Annotated in this window: 19 protein-coding genes; 8 read left to right on the forward strand and 11 right to left on the reverse strand. The window is 59.0% G+C overall.

What is annotated here, in order from left to right:
• Positions 1–42: 42 nt before the first annotated feature.
• Together ectA and Q0Y02_RS14480 are read right to left on the reverse strand one after the other, a co-directional pair.
• The gene (gene ectA / locus Q0Y02_RS14475) at positions 43–585 is read right to left on the reverse strand and encodes a diaminobutyrate acetyltransferase (RefSeq protein ID WP_290510498.1); all 543 of its coding nucleotides are present in this window, start codon (positions 583–585) and stop codon (positions 43–45) included.
• Positions 586–589: 4 nt separating this feature from the next.
• Entirely contained in the window at positions 590–1,132 is a 543-nt protein-coding gene (locus tag Q0Y02_RS14480; protein ID WP_297769963.1) for a MarR family transcriptional regulator, read from the reverse strand.
• A 719-nt stretch (positions 1,133–1,851) separates the two neighbouring features.
• Here Q0Y02_RS14480 and Q0Y02_RS14485 point away from each other — a divergent pair.
• The 7 genes from Q0Y02_RS14485 (at position 1,852) to Q0Y02_RS14515 (ending at position 12,048) form a co-directional block, all read left to right on the forward strand.
• A complete protein-coding gene (locus tag Q0Y02_RS14485) occupies positions 1,852–2,745 on the forward strand; it encodes a hypothetical protein (protein ID WP_297769966.1) in 894 nt (297 codons plus the stop codon).
• Positions 2,746–2,919: 174 nt separating this feature from the next.
• The gene (folE2, locus tag Q0Y02_RS14490) at positions 2,920–3,879 is read left to right on the forward strand and encodes a GTP cyclohydrolase FolE2 (protein ID WP_232221982.1); all 960 of its coding nucleotides are present in this window, start codon (positions 2,920–2,922) and stop codon (positions 3,877–3,879) included.
• A 294-nt stretch (positions 3,880–4,173) separates the two neighbouring features.
• Positions 4,174–6,804 carry a LuxR C-terminal-related transcriptional regulator gene (locus tag Q0Y02_RS14495; protein WP_297769968.1) on the forward strand — a complete coding sequence of 877 codons (2,631 nt, stop codon included), beginning with the start codon at positions 4,174–4,176 and terminating at the stop codon, positions 6,802–6,804.
• A gap of 287 nt (positions 6,805–7,091) precedes the next feature.
• Positions 7,092–9,839, forward strand: coding sequence for a peroxidase family protein (locus Q0Y02_RS14500; protein WP_297769970.1), 2,748 nt, complete (start codon positions 7,092–7,094; stop codon positions 9,837–9,839).
• 597 nt (positions 9,840–10,436) lie between these two features.
• Positions 10,437–11,093 carry a HEPN domain-containing protein gene (locus tag Q0Y02_RS14505; RefSeq protein WP_297770830.1) on the forward strand — a complete coding sequence of 219 codons (657 nt, stop codon included), beginning with the start codon at positions 10,437–10,439 and terminating at the stop codon, positions 11,091–11,093.
• 58 nt (positions 11,094–11,151) lie between these two features.
• Positions 11,152–11,652 (forward strand): hypothetical protein, encoded by a 501-nt coding sequence (locus Q0Y02_RS14510; RefSeq protein ID WP_297769973.1) that lies wholly within the window; start codon positions 11,152–11,154, stop codon positions 11,650–11,652.
• Between the two features lie 66 nt (positions 11,653–11,718).
• Positions 11,719–12,048: a Fis family transcriptional regulator gene (locus Q0Y02_RS14515; RefSeq protein ID WP_297769976.1), complete on the forward strand. Its 330-nt coding sequence runs from the start codon at positions 11,719–11,721 to the stop codon at positions 12,046–12,048.
• Positions 12,049–12,199: 151 nt separating this feature from the next.
• Here the strand turns inward: Q0Y02_RS14515 and Q0Y02_RS14520 are convergent, their stop codons facing one another.
• The 6 genes from Q0Y02_RS14520 to yidD all read right to left on the reverse strand — a co-directional run bounded on the left by Q0Y02_RS14520 (position 12,200) and on the right by yidD (position 16,414).
• Positions 12,200–12,721, reverse strand: a complete 522-nt coding sequence (locus Q0Y02_RS14520) for an outer membrane beta-barrel protein (protein WP_297769978.1) — start codon at positions 12,719–12,721, stop codon at positions 12,200–12,202.
• Between the two features lie 51 nt (positions 12,722–12,772).
• Positions 12,773–13,507, reverse strand: coding sequence for a metal ABC transporter permease (locus tag Q0Y02_RS14525; protein ID WP_297769981.1), 735 nt, complete (start codon positions 13,505–13,507; stop codon positions 12,773–12,775).
• Positions 13,504–14,439, reverse strand: a complete 936-nt coding sequence (locus Q0Y02_RS14530; RefSeq protein ID WP_297769983.1) for a zinc ABC transporter substrate-binding protein — start codon at positions 14,437–14,439, stop codon at positions 13,504–13,506. Before Q0Y02_RS14530 ends, Q0Y02_RS14525 begins: the two co-directional genes overlap by 4 nt.
• 10 nt (positions 14,440–14,449) lie before the next feature.
• Positions 14,450–15,751: a hypothetical protein gene (locus tag Q0Y02_RS14535; protein WP_297769985.1), complete on the reverse strand. Its 1,302-nt coding sequence runs from the start codon at positions 15,749–15,751 to the stop codon at positions 14,450–14,452.
• Positions 15,752–15,878: 127 nt separating this feature from the next.
• Positions 15,879–16,172: a hypothetical protein gene (locus Q0Y02_RS14540; RefSeq protein WP_297769987.1), complete on the reverse strand. Its 294-nt coding sequence runs from the start codon at positions 16,170–16,172 to the stop codon at positions 15,879–15,881.
• A complete protein-coding gene (yidD, locus tag Q0Y02_RS14545) occupies positions 16,169–16,414 on the reverse strand; it encodes a membrane protein insertion efficiency factor YidD (protein ID WP_290539378.1) in 246 nt (81 codons plus the stop codon). Before yidD ends, Q0Y02_RS14540 begins: the two co-directional genes overlap by 4 nt.
• 260 nt (positions 16,415–16,674) lie before the next feature.
• Here yidD and Q0Y02_RS14550 point away from each other — a divergent pair, with 260 nt between their 5' ends.
• Positions 16,675–17,334, forward strand: a complete 660-nt coding sequence (locus Q0Y02_RS14550) for a hypothetical protein (RefSeq protein ID WP_297769990.1) — start codon at positions 16,675–16,677, stop codon at positions 17,332–17,334.
• Positions 17,335–17,542: 208 nt separating this feature from the next.
• Here the strand turns inward: Q0Y02_RS14550 and cysS are convergent, their stop codons facing one another.
• From cysS to thrS, 3 genes are all read right to left on the reverse strand, one after another.
• On the reverse strand, positions 17,543–18,925 hold the full coding sequence (cysS, locus tag Q0Y02_RS14555; protein ID WP_297769991.1) for a cysteine--tRNA ligase: 1,383 nt from the start codon (positions 18,923–18,925) through the stop codon (positions 17,543–17,545).
• The gene (hisI, locus tag Q0Y02_RS14560) at positions 18,922–19,350 is read right to left on the reverse strand and encodes a phosphoribosyl-AMP cyclohydrolase (RefSeq protein WP_297769993.1); all 429 of its coding nucleotides are present in this window, start codon (positions 19,348–19,350) and stop codon (positions 18,922–18,924) included. Before hisI ends, cysS begins: the two co-directional genes overlap by 4 nt.
• A gap of 120 nt (positions 19,351–19,470) precedes the next feature.
• On the reverse strand, positions 19,471–21,387 hold the full coding sequence (thrS, locus tag Q0Y02_RS14565) for a threonine--tRNA ligase (protein ID WP_297769994.1): 1,917 nt from the start codon (positions 21,385–21,387) through the stop codon (positions 19,471–19,473).
• Positions 21,388–21,409 lie beyond the last annotated feature (22 nt).

A 21,409-nucleotide genomic window follows, 5' to 3' on the forward strand; every position in this document is an offset into this window, starting at 1 on the left:
TTCCTCGCGTGAATTCGGTACTTGTTCGTTCTGGTCTGGGTTTCAGGCTTCGTCTCTATTGAACGGCCCGATACGCAGCAGGTATTCGTCATTGTGTTCGCCGGCAAAATGAATGCGCGAATCGAACAGAATAAATTCTTCCGTGGGCATGCTGCGCTGGTAGGCGAAGCTGCGGAACATTCCCCAGGACGCTTCATTGTCCGGGGTAATGGTGGTCTCGATGAACTGAACGTCGGCGCTTTCTTCGCGCTCTATCAGCTCGGCCAGCATGCGCTTGGCCAGACCCTTGCCGCGGGCTTTCTCATGCACGGCCACCTGCCAGACAAACAACGTGTTTTGCTGCTTGGGCGGAATGTAGCCGGAGATGAAGCCCACCAGGTCGCCATCCATTTCTGCGGCGACGGAGGTGTCTGCAAAGTGCGTGCATTGCAGCAAATTGCAGTAGACGGAGTTCTCGTCCAGCGGCTTGCACTCACTGATCAGCTTGTGCACCCGGCTGCCGTCCTGGCTTTCCGGTTTACGGAAAGTAATGTCATCCTGATTGTCGGTGGATGAGTCCGTTTTCTTTGCACTGTCTGCAACCATGGTTTCACTTTTGGTCCGTTTTAGAGAAAGAGTTGGCTTCGCGTTCGCGGCGGCTACTCATGTCCACCGCTGGTTGGGCGCGGTCAATAGCGCCCAGGTCCAGTACTGGAGACGCATCGATGTCTCCGGCATTCATCATGGCGGCCACCCGTTGCAGGGAGCTCAGTATCAAGGACTGCTCCCAATCTTCCAGGCGGTCAAAACGCTCGATGAATTCGTCCTGAAGCGGGGTAGGGGCCTTGTCGATAATTTCATCGCCGGCCCGGGTAAGGTGGGCATACACCCGGCGTTTGTCCTGCTCGCCGCGCTTGCGCTCGACCAGCTCCCGCTTTTCCAGGCGATCCAGAATCGTGGTAATGGTGGCCTGGCTGAGGGAAACCTCATTGGCCAGATCACCCATGGTGATTTCACCGTGGGCAGAGATCGCCTGCATGATAAGCAGTTGCGGCGATGTCAGGCCGGAGACCTTGCTCAATTTCCGTGAGTACAGGTCGGTGGCGCGGATAATCTGTCGTAAAGCGATCAGCACGTCTTCGTGTCTGGCCATTGCCGTGAGTTCTCTTGATAACAAAGTAATGTGACCGTTATTAGACATAGGATGTCTGCAATCACCTTTGAGATGTAAGGATTTAAGGAGCCTCTGAGTAACTCCTTGCGTACTAAGCGTGGCCTGAAGGGTGCAGCTGTTGTGTTTTGTTGCGACGGTCAGGGTGGTTCCCTTTCCTAGCGACAAAGCGCAGCAGATGTGCCCTTCAGGCCGCGCCCTCCGGGTCTTCCAGGCTGGCCCGCACTCTTTGTTGCAATGTCTCGATGGGTGGACACACACCTTCAACATTGCGCCTAGATTGCGAACCAGCCTGAAAGACTGAGCATGCAAGGAGTTATTCAGAGGCTCCTTGACCTCGCACCGTTCAGGGCAACGCCAAGTAATTCCTTGCTAAAAGTGATAAGCTATTTTAGAGATAAAACATTTAGAAGTCAAAGTAACTGCCGGCGGGAACCCGCCGAAACCGCGCGACTCTACGCCCTCTCTGGCCTGCGCGGGATTTGCCGCAAGCCCTGTAATAGGCCGAACCCCCTCCTCTTGCTGAATCAATATTGCTTGCTTGGTTGAGCTGCTGTCCGTGCCCGGTTGTCCTGGCCAATGTGCCCACAGTGGTGGCGCATGGCAGGGCTTAATGCGACCATACCCTGGGCCTGAAGTTACTGCTTCGGGGCCGTTTTTTGAACGTAAGTCGACAGATTGAGGATAGAGTCTTGCAGACAATGCGACTTGCGCGCCTGGCTTTGCTGGGGGTGTTGTTTATGGGCCTGGTGCCCACGGTATTGGCGGAAACCCACGAGGCTCCCCGCCAGGAAGCTGAAAGCGAAATCGAGAAGGGGCCGGTGATTTCCCAGTTTCGGGAAAACTGGATCCTTGGCGAGCTGCGTAACCTCCGTCAGGACATGATGGAGTACCGTAACCAGATGAACCTGCTGGTCACCGACCGGGAGCTGGAAGTGGCCGACAAGGCCATGGGCTACGCCACCAATACGGTGACCTATTTCTTCTACCTGATTGCTGGCGCCGCCTCCATTCTGGCCCTGGTGGGCTGGTCCACCATCCGTGACCTGAAGGACAACGTGCGGGTCTACGCGGAAAAGGAAATGGCCCGCCTCACCAGTGAGTACGAGGCTCGCCTGGCGGACCTGGAACGGGAGCTGCGCAAGAAGTCCCTGACCATCGCCGAAAACCAGGAAGAGATCGAGCGTACCAACGAGATCCACAGCCTTTGGCTGAAGGCCACCAAAGAGCCCAGTGCCCAGGCCAAGATCGAGCTCTACGACCGGATTCTGGAACTGCGCCCGGACGACCCGGAAGCCCTGGCCTGGAAGGCGGATGCGGCCCTGGAGCTGGGGGAGCAGCGCTGGGCCCTGAGCCTGTGCGACCGGGTACTGGAAGTGGATGAAGAGAACTCCCATGCCCTATACCAGCGCGCCTGCGCCTGGGCCGGGCTGGGCGAAATCGATAATGCCTTTACCGATCTGGAGGCTGCCATCCAGACCTCGGAAACCCTGCGTCGCCACGCCCGTAGCGAAGAAATGTTCCGGCCGCTGCACGAGTTGGCCCGCTTTCAGGAACTGGTTGGAGTTACTGACGATAGCGGCCTGGCTGACTGATAGCCCACTTCTGTCAATCCCATAGACAAAGCCGCGCCCGCAAATGGTCAATTTGCGGGATACTTTCTGCTAGACTTGCCCCCCTTGTCAGTCAGGGCGATGACGACCGGGTTACCGTTTTGTTCACCCGGAGAGTCCTACCATGGCCTCTTGCACGCCCCTATGGAGAATCCCATGACACGTGAAACGGGTGCCGGTGGCACCAAACAGATGCCGGACGTTGCGTCCAATTCCATGGTGGATCACATCCATAGCACCCTGGATTGGGTCGGCATGAGCGAAATCCATCTGCCTGCCCGGGTTAGTGACACCCTGGCCGGCGAGCGCCCGGTAAGCACGTCCATTCAGGCCTATGTGAACCTGGCCAATCCGGACGCCAAGGGCATTCATATGTCCCGGCTATTCCTGATGCTCGAAGAGACCTTCGGCGACCATTCGGTCAGTGCCGCGTCTATCGAGCAGCTGCTGCGTAATTTCCTGCAGACCCACGAAGGGCTCAGTACGCGTGGCTTTGTACAGCTGGACTTTGAATACTCCATGCGTCGCCCGGCACTGAAGAGCAGCTACTCCGGCTGGAAGAGCTATCCGGTGAGCATCAAGGGCACCCTGTGTGAAGAAGGCATGCGTATCGAGATGTACGTGGAAGTGCCGTACTCTTCTACCTGCCCCTGTTCTGCGGCGCTGTCCCGCCAGCTGATTCAGGAACAGTTCCGCCGTGACTTTGCCGAAGGCAAAGTGGATGCGGATGCGGTGTTCGAATGGCTCGGCACAGAAGAGGGCATCCTGGCGACTCCGCACAGCCAGCGTTCGGTGGCCCAGGTGAGAGTGTTGCTGGACCACACCGAAGGGGATGCTTTCCCGATCACCGCGTTGATCGACTCCATCGAGGGTTCCCTGAAAACCCCGGTGCAGACCGCCGTGAAACGGGTGGACGAGCAGGAGTTTGCCCTGCTGAATGGTCAGAACCTGATGTTCTGCGAAGATGCGGCGCGCCGTCTCAAGCAGGCCTTGAACCCGCAGGGTTGCTACAAGGATTTCTGGCTGCGTGTGAACCACCTGGAAAGCCTGCATGCCCACAACGCAGTGGCGATCGTCACCAAAGAAGTGGACGGTGGCTACCTGCCGATTCCCTGATCCACCCAGGGAATGTTGAAAAAGCCTCCTTCCTTAACGGGAAGGGGGCTTTTTTTATGGTGAATGATCCGCGCTCTTCTCCGTTGGCGCCGCGCTCGTAAGGCGAAAGCGGGGCGTTCCCGTTGCCTTTTCCCCCTCAGCAAACGGCGTTGTGATTTGCGGCCATGGGGCTACCCGGTTGCTCAAGTTGTGATCAAATGCCGGGCCGGTCGTACCGATATCCGCTAGTTTGCATATCGGCACTGGCGTCCCAGCCCGGCCGACAACAATAAAAACACGCTAGGCAGACCAGAAATGAGTACGACTGATGCGTCCCGGCCCGCTGCGGGTCGGTTCTACCGGAAGGAACTGGTGGCATTGCTGGATCATTGCGCCCGGGTTCCACTGACCCTGTTGCTGGCCCCGGCCGGGGCCGGCAAATCCACCTTGCTCAGCCAGTGGCAGACCGGGGCCGAGCCCCGTGGGGTGGTGTCCCTGAACCTGCGCCCGGCGGATGATGATCCGGTGCGCTTTCTGCGCCGTTTCGCCGAGCAGACCCGGGCAGTGGTGCCGGCGTTTGATACCTCCTGGTTCATGCCCTTCGATGTGGCCGAGTTGCCACCATCGTCCATTGCCGATGCCCTGTTTGATGCTCTCGAGCAGGTCAGTGAGCCCCTGTTCATTGTCTTTGATGACTTCCAGCATATTCGCAGCCCGGAAACCCTCAGCGTCATCAGCACCCTGCTGGACCAGCCACCGGCAGACGTCCATCTGATTATTGCCAGTCGTACCCAGCCGTCCTTTGATGTCAGTCGTCTGCGGCTGGACGATGCTGTGGTGGAGATCGGCGCCGCCGACCTGAAGATACGTCGCGAGGAAGTTACCGCGCTTAATGAAGGCCTGGGTGGCACGGCCCTGGATGAGGACGAGCTGGCTCACCTGCTTACCATCACCGAAGGCTGGATGGCGGGGGTCAAGATTGCCCTGCTTGCGGCCATGCGTTCCGGTATGCAGACCCTGCAGGACTTTGATGCCAGCCAGCCGGAGTTGATGGAGTACTTCGGCCATGCAGTCTTGAAAGGCCTGCCCGATACCGCCCGCACCCTGTTCATGCAGAGCTCGCTGCTGGACAGTTTCAATGCCGAGCTGTGCGACCAGGTGCTGCACAGCGATCGCGCCGCCCGCCTGATTGAGGAGCTGACCTCCCGGGAGCTGTTTCTGATCCCGGTGCCCGGCAAGCCCGGCTGGTATCGTTACCATGCATTGCTCAAGGATTTCCTGCGCGCCCGGGTGGCCATCGACATGCCCGACTGCATCGCGCCGATTCATCGCCGGGCCACCCGCTATTTCGTGCGTCAGCAGAATTTTCGCCAAGCGGTGTGGCACGCTAAACGGGCCGGGGACGACACTCTGTTCATTCATTGCCTGGAGCAGGCCTTCGACTACTGGCTGCGCGAAGGCTACACCGCCCACATTCTCGACTGGGCGGAAACCCTGCCCGATAGCGTGATTCTCAGTCGCGACGAATTGTCCGCCCCCCTGATCAGCACCCTGACCCTGTCGCGCCGTTTTTTTCGTGCCCGCTATTACCTGGATGCCTTGAAAGAGGCGCCACGCAGTGGTGACGCGGCCTGGGGAAATCATGCCCGGGTGATCGATTTTCTGGAAATGCACCTGCAACTGTTCCAGCACGACACCGACTTCATGGAAGGCGCCAATCTGTCGCTACTGATGGAAAGCAGCGGGCACCGGGATATCCGCGCCTTCTCCCTGGCCATGGTGGCCTACTACCATTTGCAGCATGGCCGGCTGGAATCCGCGCTGGCGTTTTCCTGCCAGGCCCGGGACGTGCTGCTGCGGCTGGGGCATCATTTTACCGCCGGTTATGCCGGGTTGATTACCGCCCTGGCCAATCACCAGCTTGGCCACATCGGCGAAGCGGTCGCCTTTATCAACGAACACTTTCACGGCACCTCGCGGGATTGCCCCACCTGGTCCCTGTGGGCGACGGGCATGGTGGTAGTACTGTACGACCAGAACCGGCTGGAAGAAGCCCAGCAACTGTGCGAAGACTTGTTGCCCATGGTGTCGTCTGCCTCGGCCACGGAAGTGATCTCCACCGTCTACCTGACGCTGTCTCGGCTGCAGCACTTGCAGGGCAAGCAAAAGCCCTCCGAACGCATGCTGGAAAAACTGCTCGGCATCTTGCAGCTGGGAAATTACCAACGCTTCGTCAACATGGCGGTGCTGGAAATGATGCGCCAGGCGTTCACGACCGGCCACTGGGCCCGACTGGATGCGGTAGCGGAACGCTTCGACCTGGCCGGCTGGGTGGCTGACAACGCCACGCGTACCCCGGCCACCTACAGCCAGAGCTGGGAACGCAAAGGGCTTGCCGCGGCCTACTGGCTGATCGCCAATGGCCGTCTTGCCGAAGCGGAAGCCGTGTTGCAGCGGCTGCTGGCGGTAGTGAAGGCGGCGGGCATCATGACTCGGGCTTCCATCATCGAGGCCAACCTGTTGGTGATCACCGGCAAGGGGCTTTCTGCCAGCGAGCAGGCCAAGCGGGTGGATGAACTGATCACCCGTTACGGTTTGCTGAACATCAACCGATCCGTGTTTGACGAAGCGCCGGGGCTGGCCAGCCTGATGCAGGGGCTATGGGGCAGCGGTGCCCTGATGTTGCCGGATTTCTATACCCAGCTGTTCCCCACTGTGTTCGATGCCGCACCCGCCAACGATCCCCTGGCAGTGGATCCGGATTCGGTACTCACGCCGAAAGAACTGGAGATCTTCGAGCTGCTGCAGGGTGGCCTGAGCAATGCGGGCATCAGCGAAAAGACCGGCACCTCCATCACCACCACCAAGTGGCACCTGAAAAACATCTACAGCAAACTCGGCGTCTCCAGCCGCACCGAAGCCGTCCTGCGCGCCGCGCCGAGATGAGTTGAAAGTTCAAAGTTTAAAGTTGAAAAGCGCGACTGATCGCGGAGTGTTGTTGTTGGCCGTGCCCGCGTCTTGCCATTAAACGCGGGCACGGCCTGGTCGGTTGCAAGGTCCTGCCCGCGTTTCAACTTTAAACTTTCAACTTGTAACTGCTTTCCCCAAACCATGACCCGGTTCGCGATTTCCGCTTACCCCCTCCCGCAGGAGGGGGTGGAGGGGTCGACCCCGTTGCTAGAGTCCGGGCGTTGTCATCCGACATACCCGAGAACAAAAGACGGAGGCTTATCATGGCTATGACCCCCTGGGTTACCTGGCCGGCCCTCACCAAATTCGGCACCCTGGGCGTTATGGGTGCGTTGCTGGTACTGGCTGGGCAGCGGGAAGACCTGCTCGAAAACAACATGTTCGACATGGAAAGCTGGGACGAAAAGAACGCCAGCATTGTCTGCGACGAACGCAGTCTCACCGCCCGTACCGAAGACGGCACCTGTAATATTCTCGACAATCCGGCGGAAGGCTCCGCCCACGCCAACTTCGGCCGTAACGTAGACCCCGCGTCGGTGTATGCGGAAAACGCCAGTGGCAACCTGCTGACCCCCAACCCCCGGGAAGTCAGTAACCTGATCATGTCCCGTGGCGGTGATTTCAAGCCTGCCACCACCCTGAATTTTATCGCCACCTCCTGGATTCAGTTCATGGTGCACGACTGGTTCGACCACGGTCCGCGCACCGAGGCCAACCCGATTGAATTCCCGCTGCCGCCGGGCGATGTGCTGGGCGATGGCACCATGTCCGTGCAGCGTACCCGCCCGGACCCGGATGTCAGTGGCGATGAATCCATCGTCACCTACGAGAACATCAACACCCACTGGTGGGATGGCTCCCAGCTCTACGGTAGCGATAAGGACACCAACGACGAAGTGCGCTCGTTCGTGGACGGCAAGCTGAAAGTGGACGGCAACGGCCGCCTGCCCACGGAATTTCTCAGCGGCAAACCCATCACCGGCTTCAATGAAAACTGGTGGGTGGGGCTGAGCATGATGCATCATCTGTTCACCTTGGAGCACAATGCCATCGCCGACATGCTCAAGGCCAACAATCCGGGCAAGTCTGATCAGTGGCTGTTCGACAAGGCGCGCCTGATCAACTCCGCGCTGATGGCCAAGATCCACACCGTGGAATGGACCCCGGCGATTCTGGCCAACCCGGTGCTCGAGCGGGCCATGTACGCCAACTGGTGGGGCCTGGGCGGCGATCGCGACACCCGCGACAAATTCCAGGAAGACCTGGACGTGCTCAACAACAACCTGGGTCAACTGGGCAGCCTGTTTGATCTGGTCGGTATCGACACCGGCCTGGGCGACAGCCCCACCAGTTCCATCGAGCATGCCCTGGCCGGCCTGGTCGGCTCGCGCACCCCGAACAACTACGGCGTCCCTTACACCCTGACCGAAGAATTTGTCTCCGTGTACCGCATGCACCCGTTGCTGCGCGACGAGATCAAGGTGTACGACATCGGTTCCAACATCGTCGATCAGGAAATTCCTATTGAGGACACCCGTAACGGCGACGCGGAAGACCTGCTCGGCGACGTGGGCCAGGATCGCCTGTGGTATTCCTTCGGCATCACCCATCCGGGCTCACTGACCCTGAACAACTACCCGGACTTCCTGCGTAACCTGTCCATGCCGCTGATCGGTGACATCGACATGGCCGCCATCGACGTACTGCGTGACCGGGAACGTGGCGTGCCGCGCTACAACGAATTCCGTCGTCAGATCGGCCTCAAGCCCATCACCCAGTTCGAAGATCTCACCAGCGATCCCCAGCTGCTGGCAGACCTGAAGTCGCTCTACAACAACGACATCGAAATGATCGATACCCTGGTGGGGCAGCTGGCGGAAGAAACCCGTCCGGAAGGCTTCGGCTTCGGCGAAACCTCCTTCCAGATCTTCATCCTCAATGCCTCCCGTCGTCTGATGACCGACCGCTTCTTTACCACCGACTACACCGACGAGGTCTACACCGCCGGCGGGATCGACTGGGTGGAAGATCACACCATGGTGGACGTGATTCGTCGTCACTTCCCGGCGCTGGCTACCAGCCTGGTAGGCATGGACAACGCCTTCAAACCCTGGGGCCTGAACATGCCCGACGACTATCAGGACTGGTCCGCCCAGGCGAAACAGGACCACCTGTGGGTCAACGGCGCCCTGCGCACCAGCTACGAAGAAAGCGAAGTGCCCGCCATCGAACCCATCGACATCGGCGGCCTGATCAACTCGGTACTGTGGAAGAAAGTCCAGGATGTCACCGACGTGGCGCCCCCGGGCTACAGCAAGCCGATCCACCCGCGCGGTGCCCTGGCCAAGGTGCAGTTCCAGTCTGCCGCCGGCCATGATTACAGCGGCCTGTTCCAGGGCGCCGACCACGGCTTGCTGCGCCTGTCCGTCACCGGCGACCCGTCCGACCGTGGTTTCGCCCCCGGCCTGGCGCTGAAACTGCTGGTGGATGGCAAACGCTCCGAAAACGTGTCGGCGCTCTATACCCTCAGCGGGCAGGGCGACAACCACAACATTTTCGCCAACGAACTGTCCAACTACGTGCAGGCGGAAGTGAACGAAACCCTGGGCACCACCGCGCTGTTCTCGCTGGTATCCACCAAGCCGACGCTGCTGGTGATGAGCGACATGGCAAAAGTGAACCAGGACGGTAGCGCCGCAGGCAGCGTCAAAACCCCGACGCAGATCTACTTCGTGCCCAACCCGGATCTGAGAAACACCATCAGCACCGCCCCTCACGATTTCCGTGATGACCTCACGGCCATCCCGGCGGGCACCAAGGTGTACGACGTCTACGGCACCGACATGCAGATCCGCAAATCCATCTGGCCCTGGGTCACCGCCCGCTATGCCCGCGAGCGTCGCAACAGCGCCGTCAAAATCGGCGAACTGGTCACCCAGTCTGAGTTCACTCTGTCCCAATTCGGTGACACCGGCATCTTCTTCAAGCACCAGCGTTACGAAGACCGTTAAGGGAGAGCGGCGCTAACACCGCCACCACCGGCCCGGGCAGCCACAAGCTGCCCGGGCTTTTTTTATGCCCGCCACATCACCACTCAGTGGGAGCGGTCGTTCGACCGCGAAACCTAGTTGGCACTGCCGCCCCGGCACTTGGTAAACACTCTCCCTCCGTTGGAGCCATGCTCGCATGGCGAACCCTTATCCACAGGCAGCAACCCTCCAAAACCATCCGTGCTCAACAGAACGAACGATAAATTTGTAGGATATGGCTTACAGAAAAAAATAAACGGTTGAGATAAGGTGTTTTTCAGAAAGGGGCGATATCGGGAAAATCCAGGAAATAGGCCGCTCTTTCGAGTTTTTTCAGGTGAGAATGACTCCCATTTTTTTATAAGGCCCTAGCCTGGCGGCGCTTTTCTGTGCTTTGTGCGGGTGCCAGAAAATAATTATGTCCAGCCGTAAAAAGGAAATATTGTACCAATATCACCAAAAGATACTTTTGATTTCGCTTTCATGAGGGCTGAACATTTCTTAACTCTCTATGACATTGTCCACAATAGCAGGCAAAGGAATGGTAGGAGTGATTGGCTATCCTCGTTTAAGCGCTTTATGCACTGGCCTCGGCGGGAAAATATTGTCCGAATTGATGGGAAGGACAAGAATAGCCTTCTGATTCTTCGTGAGACACTTGGCATCAGCCGCGAACACTTTTCTCATGAGTACGCTTCGGAGTTGTTGAGGTCATCGATAGTCTGCTCAATTTCTGCTCTTGATAGATATATGCACGATGTTGTTGTTGATCGATGTTGGGCGCTTCTTTCTCAGGCAGAAAAAGATGTACCGAAAGAACTAAAGAAAGTCCGGCTTCCAGTGTTGGCAACAAAAAAAGCTTTGGAGAAGCTCAAATCTAACCCTAACTCAAGGCCTGGGACTCTTGTAAAAAAAGAAATTCAAAAAGCTATCCATATCGATTTTACTTTCCAGAAAAAAAGTGATATTGAAAAAGGCGCTAAACTATTAGGGGTTTCTGATTTTTGGAGAAAAATGGCTGCGGAAATGCCCGGTGGTCCCAGTCCAGGAGAGGTTCAAGAGGAGCTCACAAGAATCACTAAAAGAAGAAATCAGATAGTTCATGAGTCAGATTTGATTCTAAAGACAAGTGCGAAAGAAATATCGCAAAGAGAGATTTCTGGGTCTGATGCTCAGGATGCGGTTATGTGGATATCATCATTTGTCGAGGCTCTTGATAGTGTCTTCTACCCGTAACTGCATGCTAAAAGCGGATTATGGCGCGCGTTAGGCAGCTTCAGGATTAGGAGATTAAATGATAGATCAGCTATCTCAATGGATTGAGTCGCATCAGCTTCTCGTTATTTCAATATTTGTTCCGTTACTTAGTGCATTTTTTGCAGCGGCATCATCTTGGTATACAGCTCGTAAGGCGCTTAAAAAAGAACATCTAAAGATGAAATTTGATGGTGTTATGAAAATAGCTAATTACCGTCAAGCCTGGATAAACACCTTGCGTGACGAGATGGCTGAGTTTCAGAGTTATGGGGTGCTGCCTGATAGCGATCCAACTAGGGAAAGAGATTTTTACCGTCTAGGAACAAAAATTGAATTGCTTATGAATCCTGGCGATCCTGATTATGAAGAATTGCAGAATTATATGTATAACTTCCTTTTGGTCTCTGATGGGGGTGTCATTGATAAATATAGTAAAAACGCAGAGTTTGTTGAGTTGTGCCAAAAAATCCTCAAACGAGAGTGGGATAGGCTCAAGCTAGATATAGAAAAGGCGGTTAATCCCGGGGTGCTAAATTAATAAAGAATTAGCTGATCGCATCCGGCGATGGTTGTTTTAATCGCGCCGTTTATTGAGGTTATTAAAGTGAGAAAGACCGACAAAAAAATAGAAAAATCCCTGAGGGAGGCGCTGACCGAAGCTTGCGAGACAGCATTGGAGAGATACGAAGGATTCCAGTGGCTTACGCACTTCGTGAGCTATGACGATTTCCCTGCGTCACTATCGATTGTCTGTGTGTATGACACTAATGCCCATCTCGCCAAGACGAATAATGAAAGCATGCGTGCGCTTATCAAAGAAAAACTGGCGTCAATTGGTATCAAGATGAAAGATTGTCGCCAGCAGGTGCGCTTCGATACGGAAGAGGACTGCGACAATGACAATGATGGAAGATGGAATGAGCGTTTCAGATAGTCGTAGCCTGAAAAGTCAGAGCTGGGCCCGGCCTCGTTTTAGCCTGCTGACCTATTGCTAGTTCACTAGCGCGGGGCGATGCACAGGCCCAAACCAAAACGCCCACCTTCCGGTGGGCGTTTCTCGTTCAGCCTTCAGCCATCAACAGACCTCAGAACCGCCCGTTAATCCCGAAACCAAGGTTCGACACTTCATCACCGCTGCGATCCACTGCGCGCAGGTATTCCACGCTGAGGAAGATCTGGTTGGTGATGGTGATGTCGGCGCCCAGTCCCAGGGACAAGTCCTTGTAGTTTTCACCGTCGGAACCGCCGCCGGGGAAGTTGGCGGTGGTTTCGATGTAGGACACGCCGATCAGGCCGTAGGGGCGTACCGGCAGGGTGTTGGGGAACTGGCCGCGGAAGTAGGCGCCGTACATGCGGTCAATTTCCAGGTCCACGTTGTTGCTCAGTTCGTCATCGCCGACACCCAGGCCCAGGCGCAGTTCGCCGCCGAGGGTTTCATCCTTGTTGATCCAGGTGCCGAATTTGAATTGCAGGGCGTTCGGCTTGGCGGAGGAGCTGGTGTTGTCCGGCTCGATCTTGCTGCTGACAATTTCCAGACCGGCGTAGCCGCTGGCATTGGCCAATAGGGGTAGGCTGACAAGTGCAGCGATGAGTGTTTTTTTCAGCATTATTGAAGTGGTCCTTTCGCAGAGAGACATCTTGCTTTGATTGTAGCCAATTCACTGCCTGGCTGCGATGACTCGGATCACGGCGGCAAGAATGGCCGCTACGGCGAGGGTGGTGACGATGGCGGGACCGCTGGGCCAGTCCAGCCACAGGCTAGCGGCCAGGCCGCTGAGGTAGCCGGCGATGCCGACGGCACCGGCAATCAGCAATGGGCGCTGGCTGTGCCAGGCCGACAGGGCCGGGAAGATCAGTGAAGCAAACACCAGGTACACGCCCACGGCTTGTACCGAGGCGGTAATAGCGATGGCGAAGGGCAGGTAGAAGGCCAGTAATGGGTGGCGGAACAGGGCCATTGCGGCGCTGGCGGCGATGGCGCTGGCGGCCAGACCCTGCAGTTGCGAGGTGTCTACCCAGAGGATTTGTCCGGCCAGGCTGGCGCTGAGGTGTTCGCCGCCGTGGGGGTCGTTGGCAAGCATGAGTACGCTGGCGCTGGCCAGTACCACGAAGGTGGCGCCGATCAGGGCTTCCTGCACCCGGTGGCCGAGTTTTTCCAGCTGGTGCAGCAGCAGGGCAAAGCCCAGCGCGGTGGCGATGGCCACCAGCTGAAGCTGCCAGTCGCTTTCCACATGGGCGAAGTGACGCACGGCCAGCAGACCGGTGGCGGCGGCTTGCGCCACCGCCAGGTCGATAAAGATGATACCCCGTGCCAGTACCTGCCGGCCCAGAGGGATGTGGCTGGCGAGGACCAGCATGCCGGCGATGAACGCCGGCAGCAGGATATCAATCATGCATTCCCCTGCTTGCAGGTCTGATGGGCGCCAATCAGCCGCTGAATCAGGGTGTCATAGAGGCTGGCCAAGGTGTCGGTGCCTTCCTCTCCGGGAGACAGTGGCAGCTCCACGGCACAGGCCGGGGTGCGGCTGGCCAGCCAGTTGGCGGCGTCGTCTCCGTTGATGGGCCGGTAGAGGATCAGCTTCACCTGCTGCTTTTCTGTCTTGCTGACCAGCTTGGCCAGGTGCCCCGGTGTTGGCGGCAGGCCAGGCTTGGGCTCCAGTTCATCCGCACGGTGCATGCCCAGCCAGTCCAGCAGGTAGATCCAGGAACGGTGATGGGTAATCACGTTCAGTCCTTTCAGGCTGGACGCCTGTTGCTCCCATTCACCGATCTTCGGTTCGAAGTCAGCCTGCCAGACCTGTTGCTGCTGCCGGTACTGATCCGCGTTGTTTGGGTCCAGTGTGGCAAAGCGTTCGGCAAGCTGGCCCGAGAGGGTCAGCATTCGGCGCGGGTCCAGATGCACATGGGGGTTGCCCATCGCATGGACGTCACCGTCGGCCCGGTCCAGGGTGGTGGGGATTTCCAGGCGATCTACCTGTTCGGCGGCCATGAACAGGCCGGGGGCCTGGCGGACATCCGGGTTGCCTCCGCGGTTGAGCAGTACCGGCAACCAGCCGGCTTCCAGCCCGGCGCCGTTACACAACACCAGGTCGGCACGGCGTACTTGGGCGAGCAGGCTGGGGCGGGCCTGGATGTGGTGGGCATCCTGTCCTGGGGCGCTGGCGGTCTTGACGGTGACCAGGTCGCCGCCAATTTCCGTGGCCAGCTGGCCCCATTCCGGTTCACAAGCAAGAATGCGCAGGTCGGCCCGGGCGCTGAATGACGCCGCGCAAAGCGCGGCGACCAGCAGACGGAGGATCACTAGTGAGAGTGTCTGCAATTTCATGATGGCTTCCTCAGAATGAGTGCGCGCCGTGGGCGCCCAGGCTCAGGTTGTACTGCAGGAACACCTGGTTGTATTCCTCGTTGCCGTCTTCCCCGTGCACGTCGTTACGATTGAATTGCAGGCGTAATTTGGAGAACTCGGTGGCATACCAGGTAAGGGCGGCGCTGTGCTGGCGTGACAGGCGTACTTCCTCGGTTTCGTTGCCTTCGCTAAATTCGCCGCCAATGCCACTGGCGGCGGTGCGCAGGCCGATCTGCCAGCGTGGGGCAAATCCGTAGGTGGCTTCTACATAGGCGGCGCCCTGTTTGCTCTCCACAGGCAGACCCAGCTCCGCTGCGTCGCTGTGGAAGACCGCTTTCTGGTCGGAGTCGGCATGGAAGTACTCGCCGGTGACGCTCCAGCCGCCTTTGCCGTACTGACCGCTGGGGAAGTGTTTGTAGATTGCCTGGGCACCGAAGATATCGGTGTCGCCCTGGGTAACGAACAGTTCGCCGCCGCCTTCCTCGTGGAAGGCCTGGCTATCCTGGTGGCGTGCTGCAGATAAACCCAGCTGCACGGCACGGTGGGCGCCCAGGTCCGGCGCGTAGCGCAGGGTGAAGACGCCCAGTTGAGGCCCGTTCTGGTCGGCCAGGTTCAGATCTTCGGCGGTGACGTTGGCGCCCAGTTCCTCGCTGATGTCAGCAGCCACATCGTCGGCATCAATGATGCTGCCTACCGGCTCCAGATTGTCGCCCTGGACCACTTCCAGACCCAGTTGCAGGTAGCTGTCGGTGGGCGCCAGCCAGGTTAGCTGAACGCCGTCGCCGGCAACGCCGTGGTCGCCGAACAGGCTCAGGTAGGCCAGGTTCTGGTCGGCGAAGTTCCAGCTGTGAGGGTGCTTTTCGTTGTGGTAGCCGATGGCGCTGAGGAAGCGACCGGCTTTCACCTGCAGGCCGGCAGGGAGGGATTGGCTTCGGATCCAGGCCTCTTCCAGCTCGAATTCGCCGCCACTGCTGATGGCGGCGGAGAGCCAGGCATCAAAGTAACTGTCCACGCTGCCGCTCATGGTCAGCTCGGTTTCGTTCAGGTTGAAACCGCGTTTGATGTCTTCGTGGCCATGTTCTTCGTGACCGCCATGGCTATGAAAGGCGCTGTCGGCATCTTCCAGAAGAGCAGTGCCTTCTCCGTCTGCATTGTCGTGGTAGTACATGCCGTTGAATATCACCGAGAAGGCCGGGTTAAAGGCGGCCATGGGGTTACTGGCATTGTCGTCGGCAGCAAGCGCTGAAGAGGAGGCGGCCAGCATCGCGCTGGCGAGGTAGAACTTTTTCATGTCAGGTCCTGAATGTTTTGTCTCTATCGGCGACGGGCATGGGAAACGGGCGCACGGACCTCTTAAAAGGGAAAGAGGGCTGGGCGCTCACCACGACCGTTCATGGTCAAATCAGTGGATAGGGTATTCAGGCGTAATGCGGGGGAGCCCGGGCTTGTGCCGGCAGGGCGAAACAGGGGGGCAGGAAAGGTTGTGCGTGTGCCTGGCCGATTACCGGGGCGCTTGCCGGCATGGCCGGTACACCGTTGCTGGGCAGGGCGACAAAGCCGCCGTGGCCACACAGATCGCAGTCTGCCGCCTGCAGGGCCAGTTCATGGGGGCTGCTGGCCGGGTCGATGTGGCTGGGGGCGTGCCAGGAAAGGAACAGCTGGGCACACAGCAGCGACAGCACCAGGGTGAACGACAGGCGAGCTCGGATCATTTCGATGCCTCTGCGCTGTCATTGGGCTCGGTGCCCGGCACATAGTCAAAACCGCCGGGGTGCCAGGGGTGACACTTGCACAGGCGCTTCGCCGCCAGCGCGCTGCCGCGCAGGCTGCCATGGACTTCCACCGCCTGTCGGGCGTATTCCGAGCAGGTGGGGTAGAAGCGGCATTGGTTGCCGATCCAGGGGCTCAGCAGCTTCTGGTACAACCAGAGCATGCCGAGCAGAAGCGATTTCACGGTATCAAGACCTGTGTAGTGTCAACTCAACGGGGCATGATACGGCTAATTTGGTGGCGGATGCCACCTTGATGCGGGGGCGGGCTGATTCTGTCCCTGTAGGAGCTATGCTTGCATGGCGAACCGGTGGGGTGGTTCGCCATGCAAGCATAGCTCCTACAAGAAACGTTGGCCGGTTGTGCCAATCTGCGGGAGGGGCCTTGTTTGGCGGCAAGCGCGGTGCATACTGCGCCACGGAGATGATTGTGAGGAGTGTGTTTGTGAAAGCCATTGTTCTGGCGATGTTGATGTTGGCGGCACCCACCTGGGCGGCCGATTGGGAGCTGAACCACGAGGGGGCGCAGCGGGGTGAGGTGACCACCTATGTGCGTGAGGTGTCCGACAGCCCGGTGAAGGCCTTCAAGGGCGTGGTGGAGCTGCAGACCAGCGCCACCTCGGTGCTGGCGGTGCTCACCGCCGTGGATACTTTCCCGGAGTGGATATTCCAGAGCCAGGGTGCGGAGCGGCTCAGCATGGCAGAAAAAGAGCGTATTCACATGCGCTTCAATGGCATCTGGCCGGTGGCGGACCGGGATGTGGTGCTGGCCAATACGCTGACCCAGACCGCCGATGGCGAGATTCACCTGCACAGCGAGAACGCCGAGGGCTTCAAGGACAAGCAGCAGGGCTTCGTGCGCATCCCGGCCCTGGATAACCAGTTCGTGATCACGCCGCTGGCGGACGGCTGGGTACGGGTGAAATTCGAGACCTTCGTGGACCCGGGCGGCAACGTGCCGGTATGGCTGGCCAACCTGGTGTCTACCAGGGCGCCACTGGTGACTCTGGAAGGGTTGAAGGAGCAGTTGCAGCAGCCGCGGTTTGCCAACGCCACGCGGGAGGATCTGCCGGGGTTGCCGGGGATGGATGCGTTGAGGCTTTGAGTTGAAAGTTTAAAGTTCAAAGTTGAAACGCGAGTAGAGGCCAGAAGTGCTCAAGCAAAAGAGGCCGCGCCCAAACCATGGACGCGGCCTCTTGCGTTTTCGGTCATGAACACTTTCTGCCGGACTGCGGCTTGTGGCTGCAAGCTTGCCGCTATGGCGGCCGTTATCGCTAGCAGGTTCGCCATGCGAGCATGGCTCCTACAGGGGGTTAGCGACTCCAGCGGGTGCCTTCGCGGGTGTCTTCCAGCTGGATGCCGGCGTCGGTGAGTTGCTGGCGGATCTCGTCGGCGCGGGCGAAGTTCTTGTCTTTCTTGGCCTGGGTCCGCTCGGCGACCAGGGCGTCGATCTCTTCGTTGCTGAGGCCGTCTTCGCTCACGTTCTTGTTCTGGAACCAGGCGGTGGGCTCGACCGTCAGCAGGCCGAGCAGGTCGGCGGCAGCCAGCAGTTCGGCTTTCAGGGCTGGTTTGTCGGCCAGCTCGGCCTTGTTCAGTTCACCGGCGATGGCGTGCAGGGCGCTGACCGCTTCTGAGGTGTTCAGGTCGTCCTTGAGGGCTTCCAGTACCGGGTGGTTGTCCGGCAGTTGGTAATCCGCCTGCGGTGCCACGGTTTCGCCGCGACCCAGCAGGGCGTAGTAGAGGGTATCCAGGCCTTTCTCGGCATTCTCCAGCACGTCGGCGGAGAAATTCAGCGGCGAGCGGTAGTGGCTGGAGAGCAGGGCGAAGCGCAGGATTTCGCCGTGGTACTGGGTGAGCAGGTCACGGACCAGACGGAAGTTGCCCAGGGACTTGGACATCTTCTCGCCGTCGATATTGATGTAGCCGTTGTGCAGCCAGTAGCGCACGTAGTCGGTGCCGTGGGCGCAGCAGCCCTGGGCGATTTCGTTTTCGTGGTGCGGGAAGATCAGGTCCTGGCCGCCACCGTGGATGTCGATCACGTCACCCAGGTGCTTGTGGATCATGGCGGAGCACTCGATGTGCCAGCCCGGGCGGCCACGGCCCCAGGGCGACTCCCAGCCCGGTTGCTCGTCGGTGGATGGCTTCCAGAGGATGAAGTCGCCGGGGTGGCGTTTGTAGTCGGCCACTTCCACCCGGGCGCCGGCGAGCATGTCTTCCAGCTTGCGACCGGACAGCTTGCCGTAATCGGGCATGGATTCCACTGCGAACAGCACCTGGCCGTCGGCCTCGTAGGCGTGGCCCTTTTTCACCAGGGTCTCGATCATGGCGATCATTTCGCTGATGTGATCGGTGGCCTTGGGGATGATGTTCGGGGTTTTCGCGTTCAGGGACGCCATGTCCTCGGCGAAGGCAGCGGTGAAACGCTCGGTGAGCTCGCCGATGTCTTCGTTGTTTTCCGCCGCAGCCTTGATGATCTTGTCATCAATGTCGGTAATGTTGCGGGCGTAGACCACTTCCGGGTAGAGCCGTTGCAGTAGCCGGTACAGCACATCAAAGACCACCACCGGGCGGGCGTTACCGATATGGACGAAGTTGTAGACCGTGGGGCCGCACACGTAGAGGGTGATGCGGTTGGGATCCAGCGGAATGAAGTCGTCCTTTTGCCCGGTGAGGGTGTTGTGCAGTTTCAGGCTCATTTTTTGTAAAGCTCTTTCGGATCGATGATCGGCGTTTTGTCGATGGTTACGCTGTCGGCGTCGGCTTTCCAGTAGAAGCAGTCGCGGCGGCCGGTGTGGCAGGCGGGGCCGGTCTGGTCCACTTTCACCAGCACGGTGTCGGCGTCGCAGTCGATGCGCAGTTCTTTCAGCATCTGCACCTGGCCGGAAGATTCGCCTTTGCGCCAGAGTGTTTTCCGGGAGCGGGAAAAGTAGCAGACGCGACCGGTGGCCAGGGTTTCCTCCAGGGCTTCCCGGTTCATCCAGGCCATCATCAGCACTTCGCCGGTGTCATGCTGCTGGGCGATGGCGGCGATCAGGCCGTCGTCGGTAAGCTTCAGGTTGTCCAGGGCCTCCTGCAGAGGTACCTGGAAGCCTTCGGGCTGTTGTTCGTTGTCTTTGAACATGACGCCTCCGGGGCGGAGATTAAATCCGCTGTAGGAGCTCCTCTTGAGGGGCGAACTGTGCCTGGCAAAATTGTCGCAAGCAGGTTCGCCCCTCGAGAGGGGCTCCTACAGGTGCTTCGTTCAGATCGGCAGGCGGGTGGCGTTGGCCAGGGCGGTGACGGCGGCGTCCAGGCTGGTCGTATCGGTGGCCTGGGAGCCCAGGGTCCGGATGGCCACCAGTTGCTCGTCCGCTTCTTTCTCACCGATTACCCAGATCTGCGGCACCTTGGCGCGGGAATGTTCGCGCACCTTGAAGCCGATCTTTTCGTTACGCAGGTCCAGTTCCGCCGGGATACCAGCGGCTTCCAGCTTTTCCTTCACGCTGCGGGCGTAATCATCCGCCGCATTGGTGATGGTGCACACCGCCACCGGTACCGGTGCCAGCCACAGGGGCAGGTGGCCGGCGGTGGATTCGATCAGGATGCCCAGGAAGCGCTCCAGGGACCCCAGCACCGCGCGGTGCAGCATCACCGGACGCTGGCGGGAGCCGTCTTCGGCCACGTATTCCGCATCCAGACGCTCGGGCAGCACGAAGTCCACCTGCAGGGTGCCGCACTGCCAGTCACGGCCAATGGCGTCGCGCAGGACAAATTCCAGTTTCGGGCCGTAGAAGGCCCCTTCACCCGGGTTCAATTCGCATTCCAGGCCCAGGGATTCCACCGCTTCGCGCAAAGCGCCTTCCGCCTTGTCCCAGGTCTCGTCGGCACCGGCACGTTTTTCCGGGCGGTCGGAGAACTTGATGCGGAAGCTCTCGAAGCCGAAGTCCTTGTAGACCTCACGCAGCATGGTGATGAAAGCGGCGGTTTCCTCGTTGATCTGCCCTTCGGTACAGAAGATGTGGGCATCGTCCTGGCTGAAGGAGCGGGCACGCATCAGGCCGTGCAGGGCGCCGTGAGCTTCGTTACGGAACAGGGTGGTGAACTCGCCCAGGCGAATGGGCAGGTCCCGGTAGCTCTTGATGCCCTGGTTGAAGATCTGCACGTGGCCCGGGCAGTTCATGGGCTTGACCGCCATTTCCCGATGATCGTGGGTGCAGACGGTGAACATGTCATCGCCGTACTTGTCCCAGTGACCGGACTTTTCCCAGAGGATGCGGTCCATCATCTGCGGGGTGGCTACTTCCTGATAGCCGCCTTTTTCCATCTTGCCGCGGATGTAGTTTTCCAGGTTCTTGCGCATGCGCCAGCCTTTCGGGTGCCAGAACATGCTGCCCACCGCTTCCTGCTGGATATGGAACAGGCCCATTTCCTTGGCCAGTTTGCGGTGGTCGCGCTTTTCCGCTTCCTCAAGCTGTTTGAGGTAGGCGTTGAGTTCTTTCTTGTCGCGCCAGGCGGTGCCGTAGATACGCTGCAGCTGGGCCTTGCTGGCATCGCCGCGCCAGTAGGCGCCGGCCACTTTCATCAGCTTGAAGCCGTCGCCCAGCTTGCTGGTGCTGGGCAGGTGGGGGCCACGGCACAGGTCGATGAAATCGCCCTGGCGGTAGAGGCTCACTTCCTGGTCGGCGGGCAGGTCACGGATGATTTCCGCCTTGAATTCCTCGCCTTCTTTCAGGAAGAAGCTGACGGCTTCGTCCCGGTCCCAGACTTCACGCCGTATATCCTCGTTGCGGCGTACGATTTCCATCATGCGCTTTTCGATGGCCTTGAGGTCTTCCGGGGTGAAGGAATCTTCCCGGTAGAAGTCGTAGTAAAAGCCGTTTTCGATAGTCGGGCCAATGGTGACCTGGGTTCCCGGAAACAGCTCCTGCACCGCTTCTGCCATGACATGGGCAGCATCGTGGCGGATCAGATCCAGGCCGTCGTCAGTGTCGCGGGTGATGATTTCCACCGTGGCGCCATCGTCGATGGGCAAGTAAACATCGATCAACTTGCCGTCCACTTTGGCGGCAAGGGCCTGTTTGGCGAGTTTTTTACTGATACGCTCGGCGATGTCCAGGGCGGACGCCGGCTGATCAAACGCCATGGTTGCCCCGTCGGGCAGTTGATAGCTGACACTCATGAGAGGTAGGAATCCAGATTGG

This window comes from uncultured Alcanivorax sp. (assembly GCF_947258575.1).
In the GTDB taxonomy this organism is placed as follows: domain Bacteria; phylum Pseudomonadota; class Gammaproteobacteria; order Pseudomonadales; family Alcanivoracaceae; genus Alcanivorax.

Coding starts and splice junctions, on each gene's coding strand:
- Q0Y02_RS14480 (WP_297769963.1), bottom strand. CDS start 1,132: ATGGCCAGACACGAAGACGTGCTGATCGCTTTACGACAGATTATCCGC.
- Q0Y02_RS14500 (WP_297769970.1), top strand. CDS start 7,092: ATGGCTATGACCCCCTGGGTTACCTGGCCGGCCCTCACCAAATTCGGC.
- Q0Y02_RS14520 (WP_297769978.1), bottom strand. CDS start 12,721: ATGCTGAAAAAAACACTCATCGCTGCACTTGTCAGCCTACCCCTATTG.
- hisI (WP_297769993.1), bottom strand. CDS start 19,350: ATGTTCAAAGACAACGAACAACAGCCCGAAGGCTTCCAGGTACCTCTG.
- folE2 (WP_232221982.1), top strand. CDS start 2,920: ATGACACGTGAAACGGGTGCCGGTGGCACCAAACAGATGCCGGACGTT.
- Q0Y02_RS14525 (WP_297769981.1), bottom strand. CDS start 13,507: ATGATTGATATCCTGCTGCCGGCGTTCATCGCCGGCATGCTGGTCCTC.
- Q0Y02_RS14510 (WP_297769973.1), top strand. CDS start 11,152: ATGATAGATCAGCTATCTCAATGGATTGAGTCGCATCAGCTTCTCGTT.
- Q0Y02_RS14485 (WP_297769966.1), top strand. CDS start 1,852: ATGCGACTTGCGCGCCTGGCTTTGCTGGGGGTGTTGTTTATGGGCCTG.
- Q0Y02_RS14530 (WP_297769983.1), bottom strand. CDS start 14,439: ATGAAATTGCAGACACTCTCACTAGTGATCCTCCGTCTGCTGGTCGCC.
- Q0Y02_RS14505 (WP_297770830.1), top strand. CDS start 10,437: ATGCACTGGCCTCGGCGGGAAAATATTGTCCGAATTGATGGGAAGGAC.
- thrS (WP_297769994.1), bottom strand. CDS start 21,387: ATGAGTGTCAGCTATCAACTGCCCGACGGGGCAACCATGGCGTTTGAT.
- cysS (WP_297769991.1), bottom strand. CDS start 18,925: ATGAGCCTGAAACTGCACAACACCCTCACCGGGCAAAAGGACGACTTC.
- Q0Y02_RS14495 (WP_297769968.1), top strand. CDS start 4,174: ATGAGTACGACTGATGCGTCCCGGCCCGCTGCGGGTCGGTTCTACCGG.
- ectA (WP_290510498.1), bottom strand. CDS start 585: ATGGTTGCAGACAGTGCAAAGAAAACGGACTCATCCACCGACAATCAG.
- Q0Y02_RS14535 (WP_297769985.1), bottom strand. CDS start 15,751: ATGAAAAAGTTCTACCTCGCCAGCGCGATGCTGGCCGCCTCCTCTTCA.
- Q0Y02_RS14540 (WP_297769987.1), bottom strand. CDS start 16,172: ATGATCCGAGCTCGCCTGTCGTTCACCCTGGTGCTGTCGCTGCTGTGT.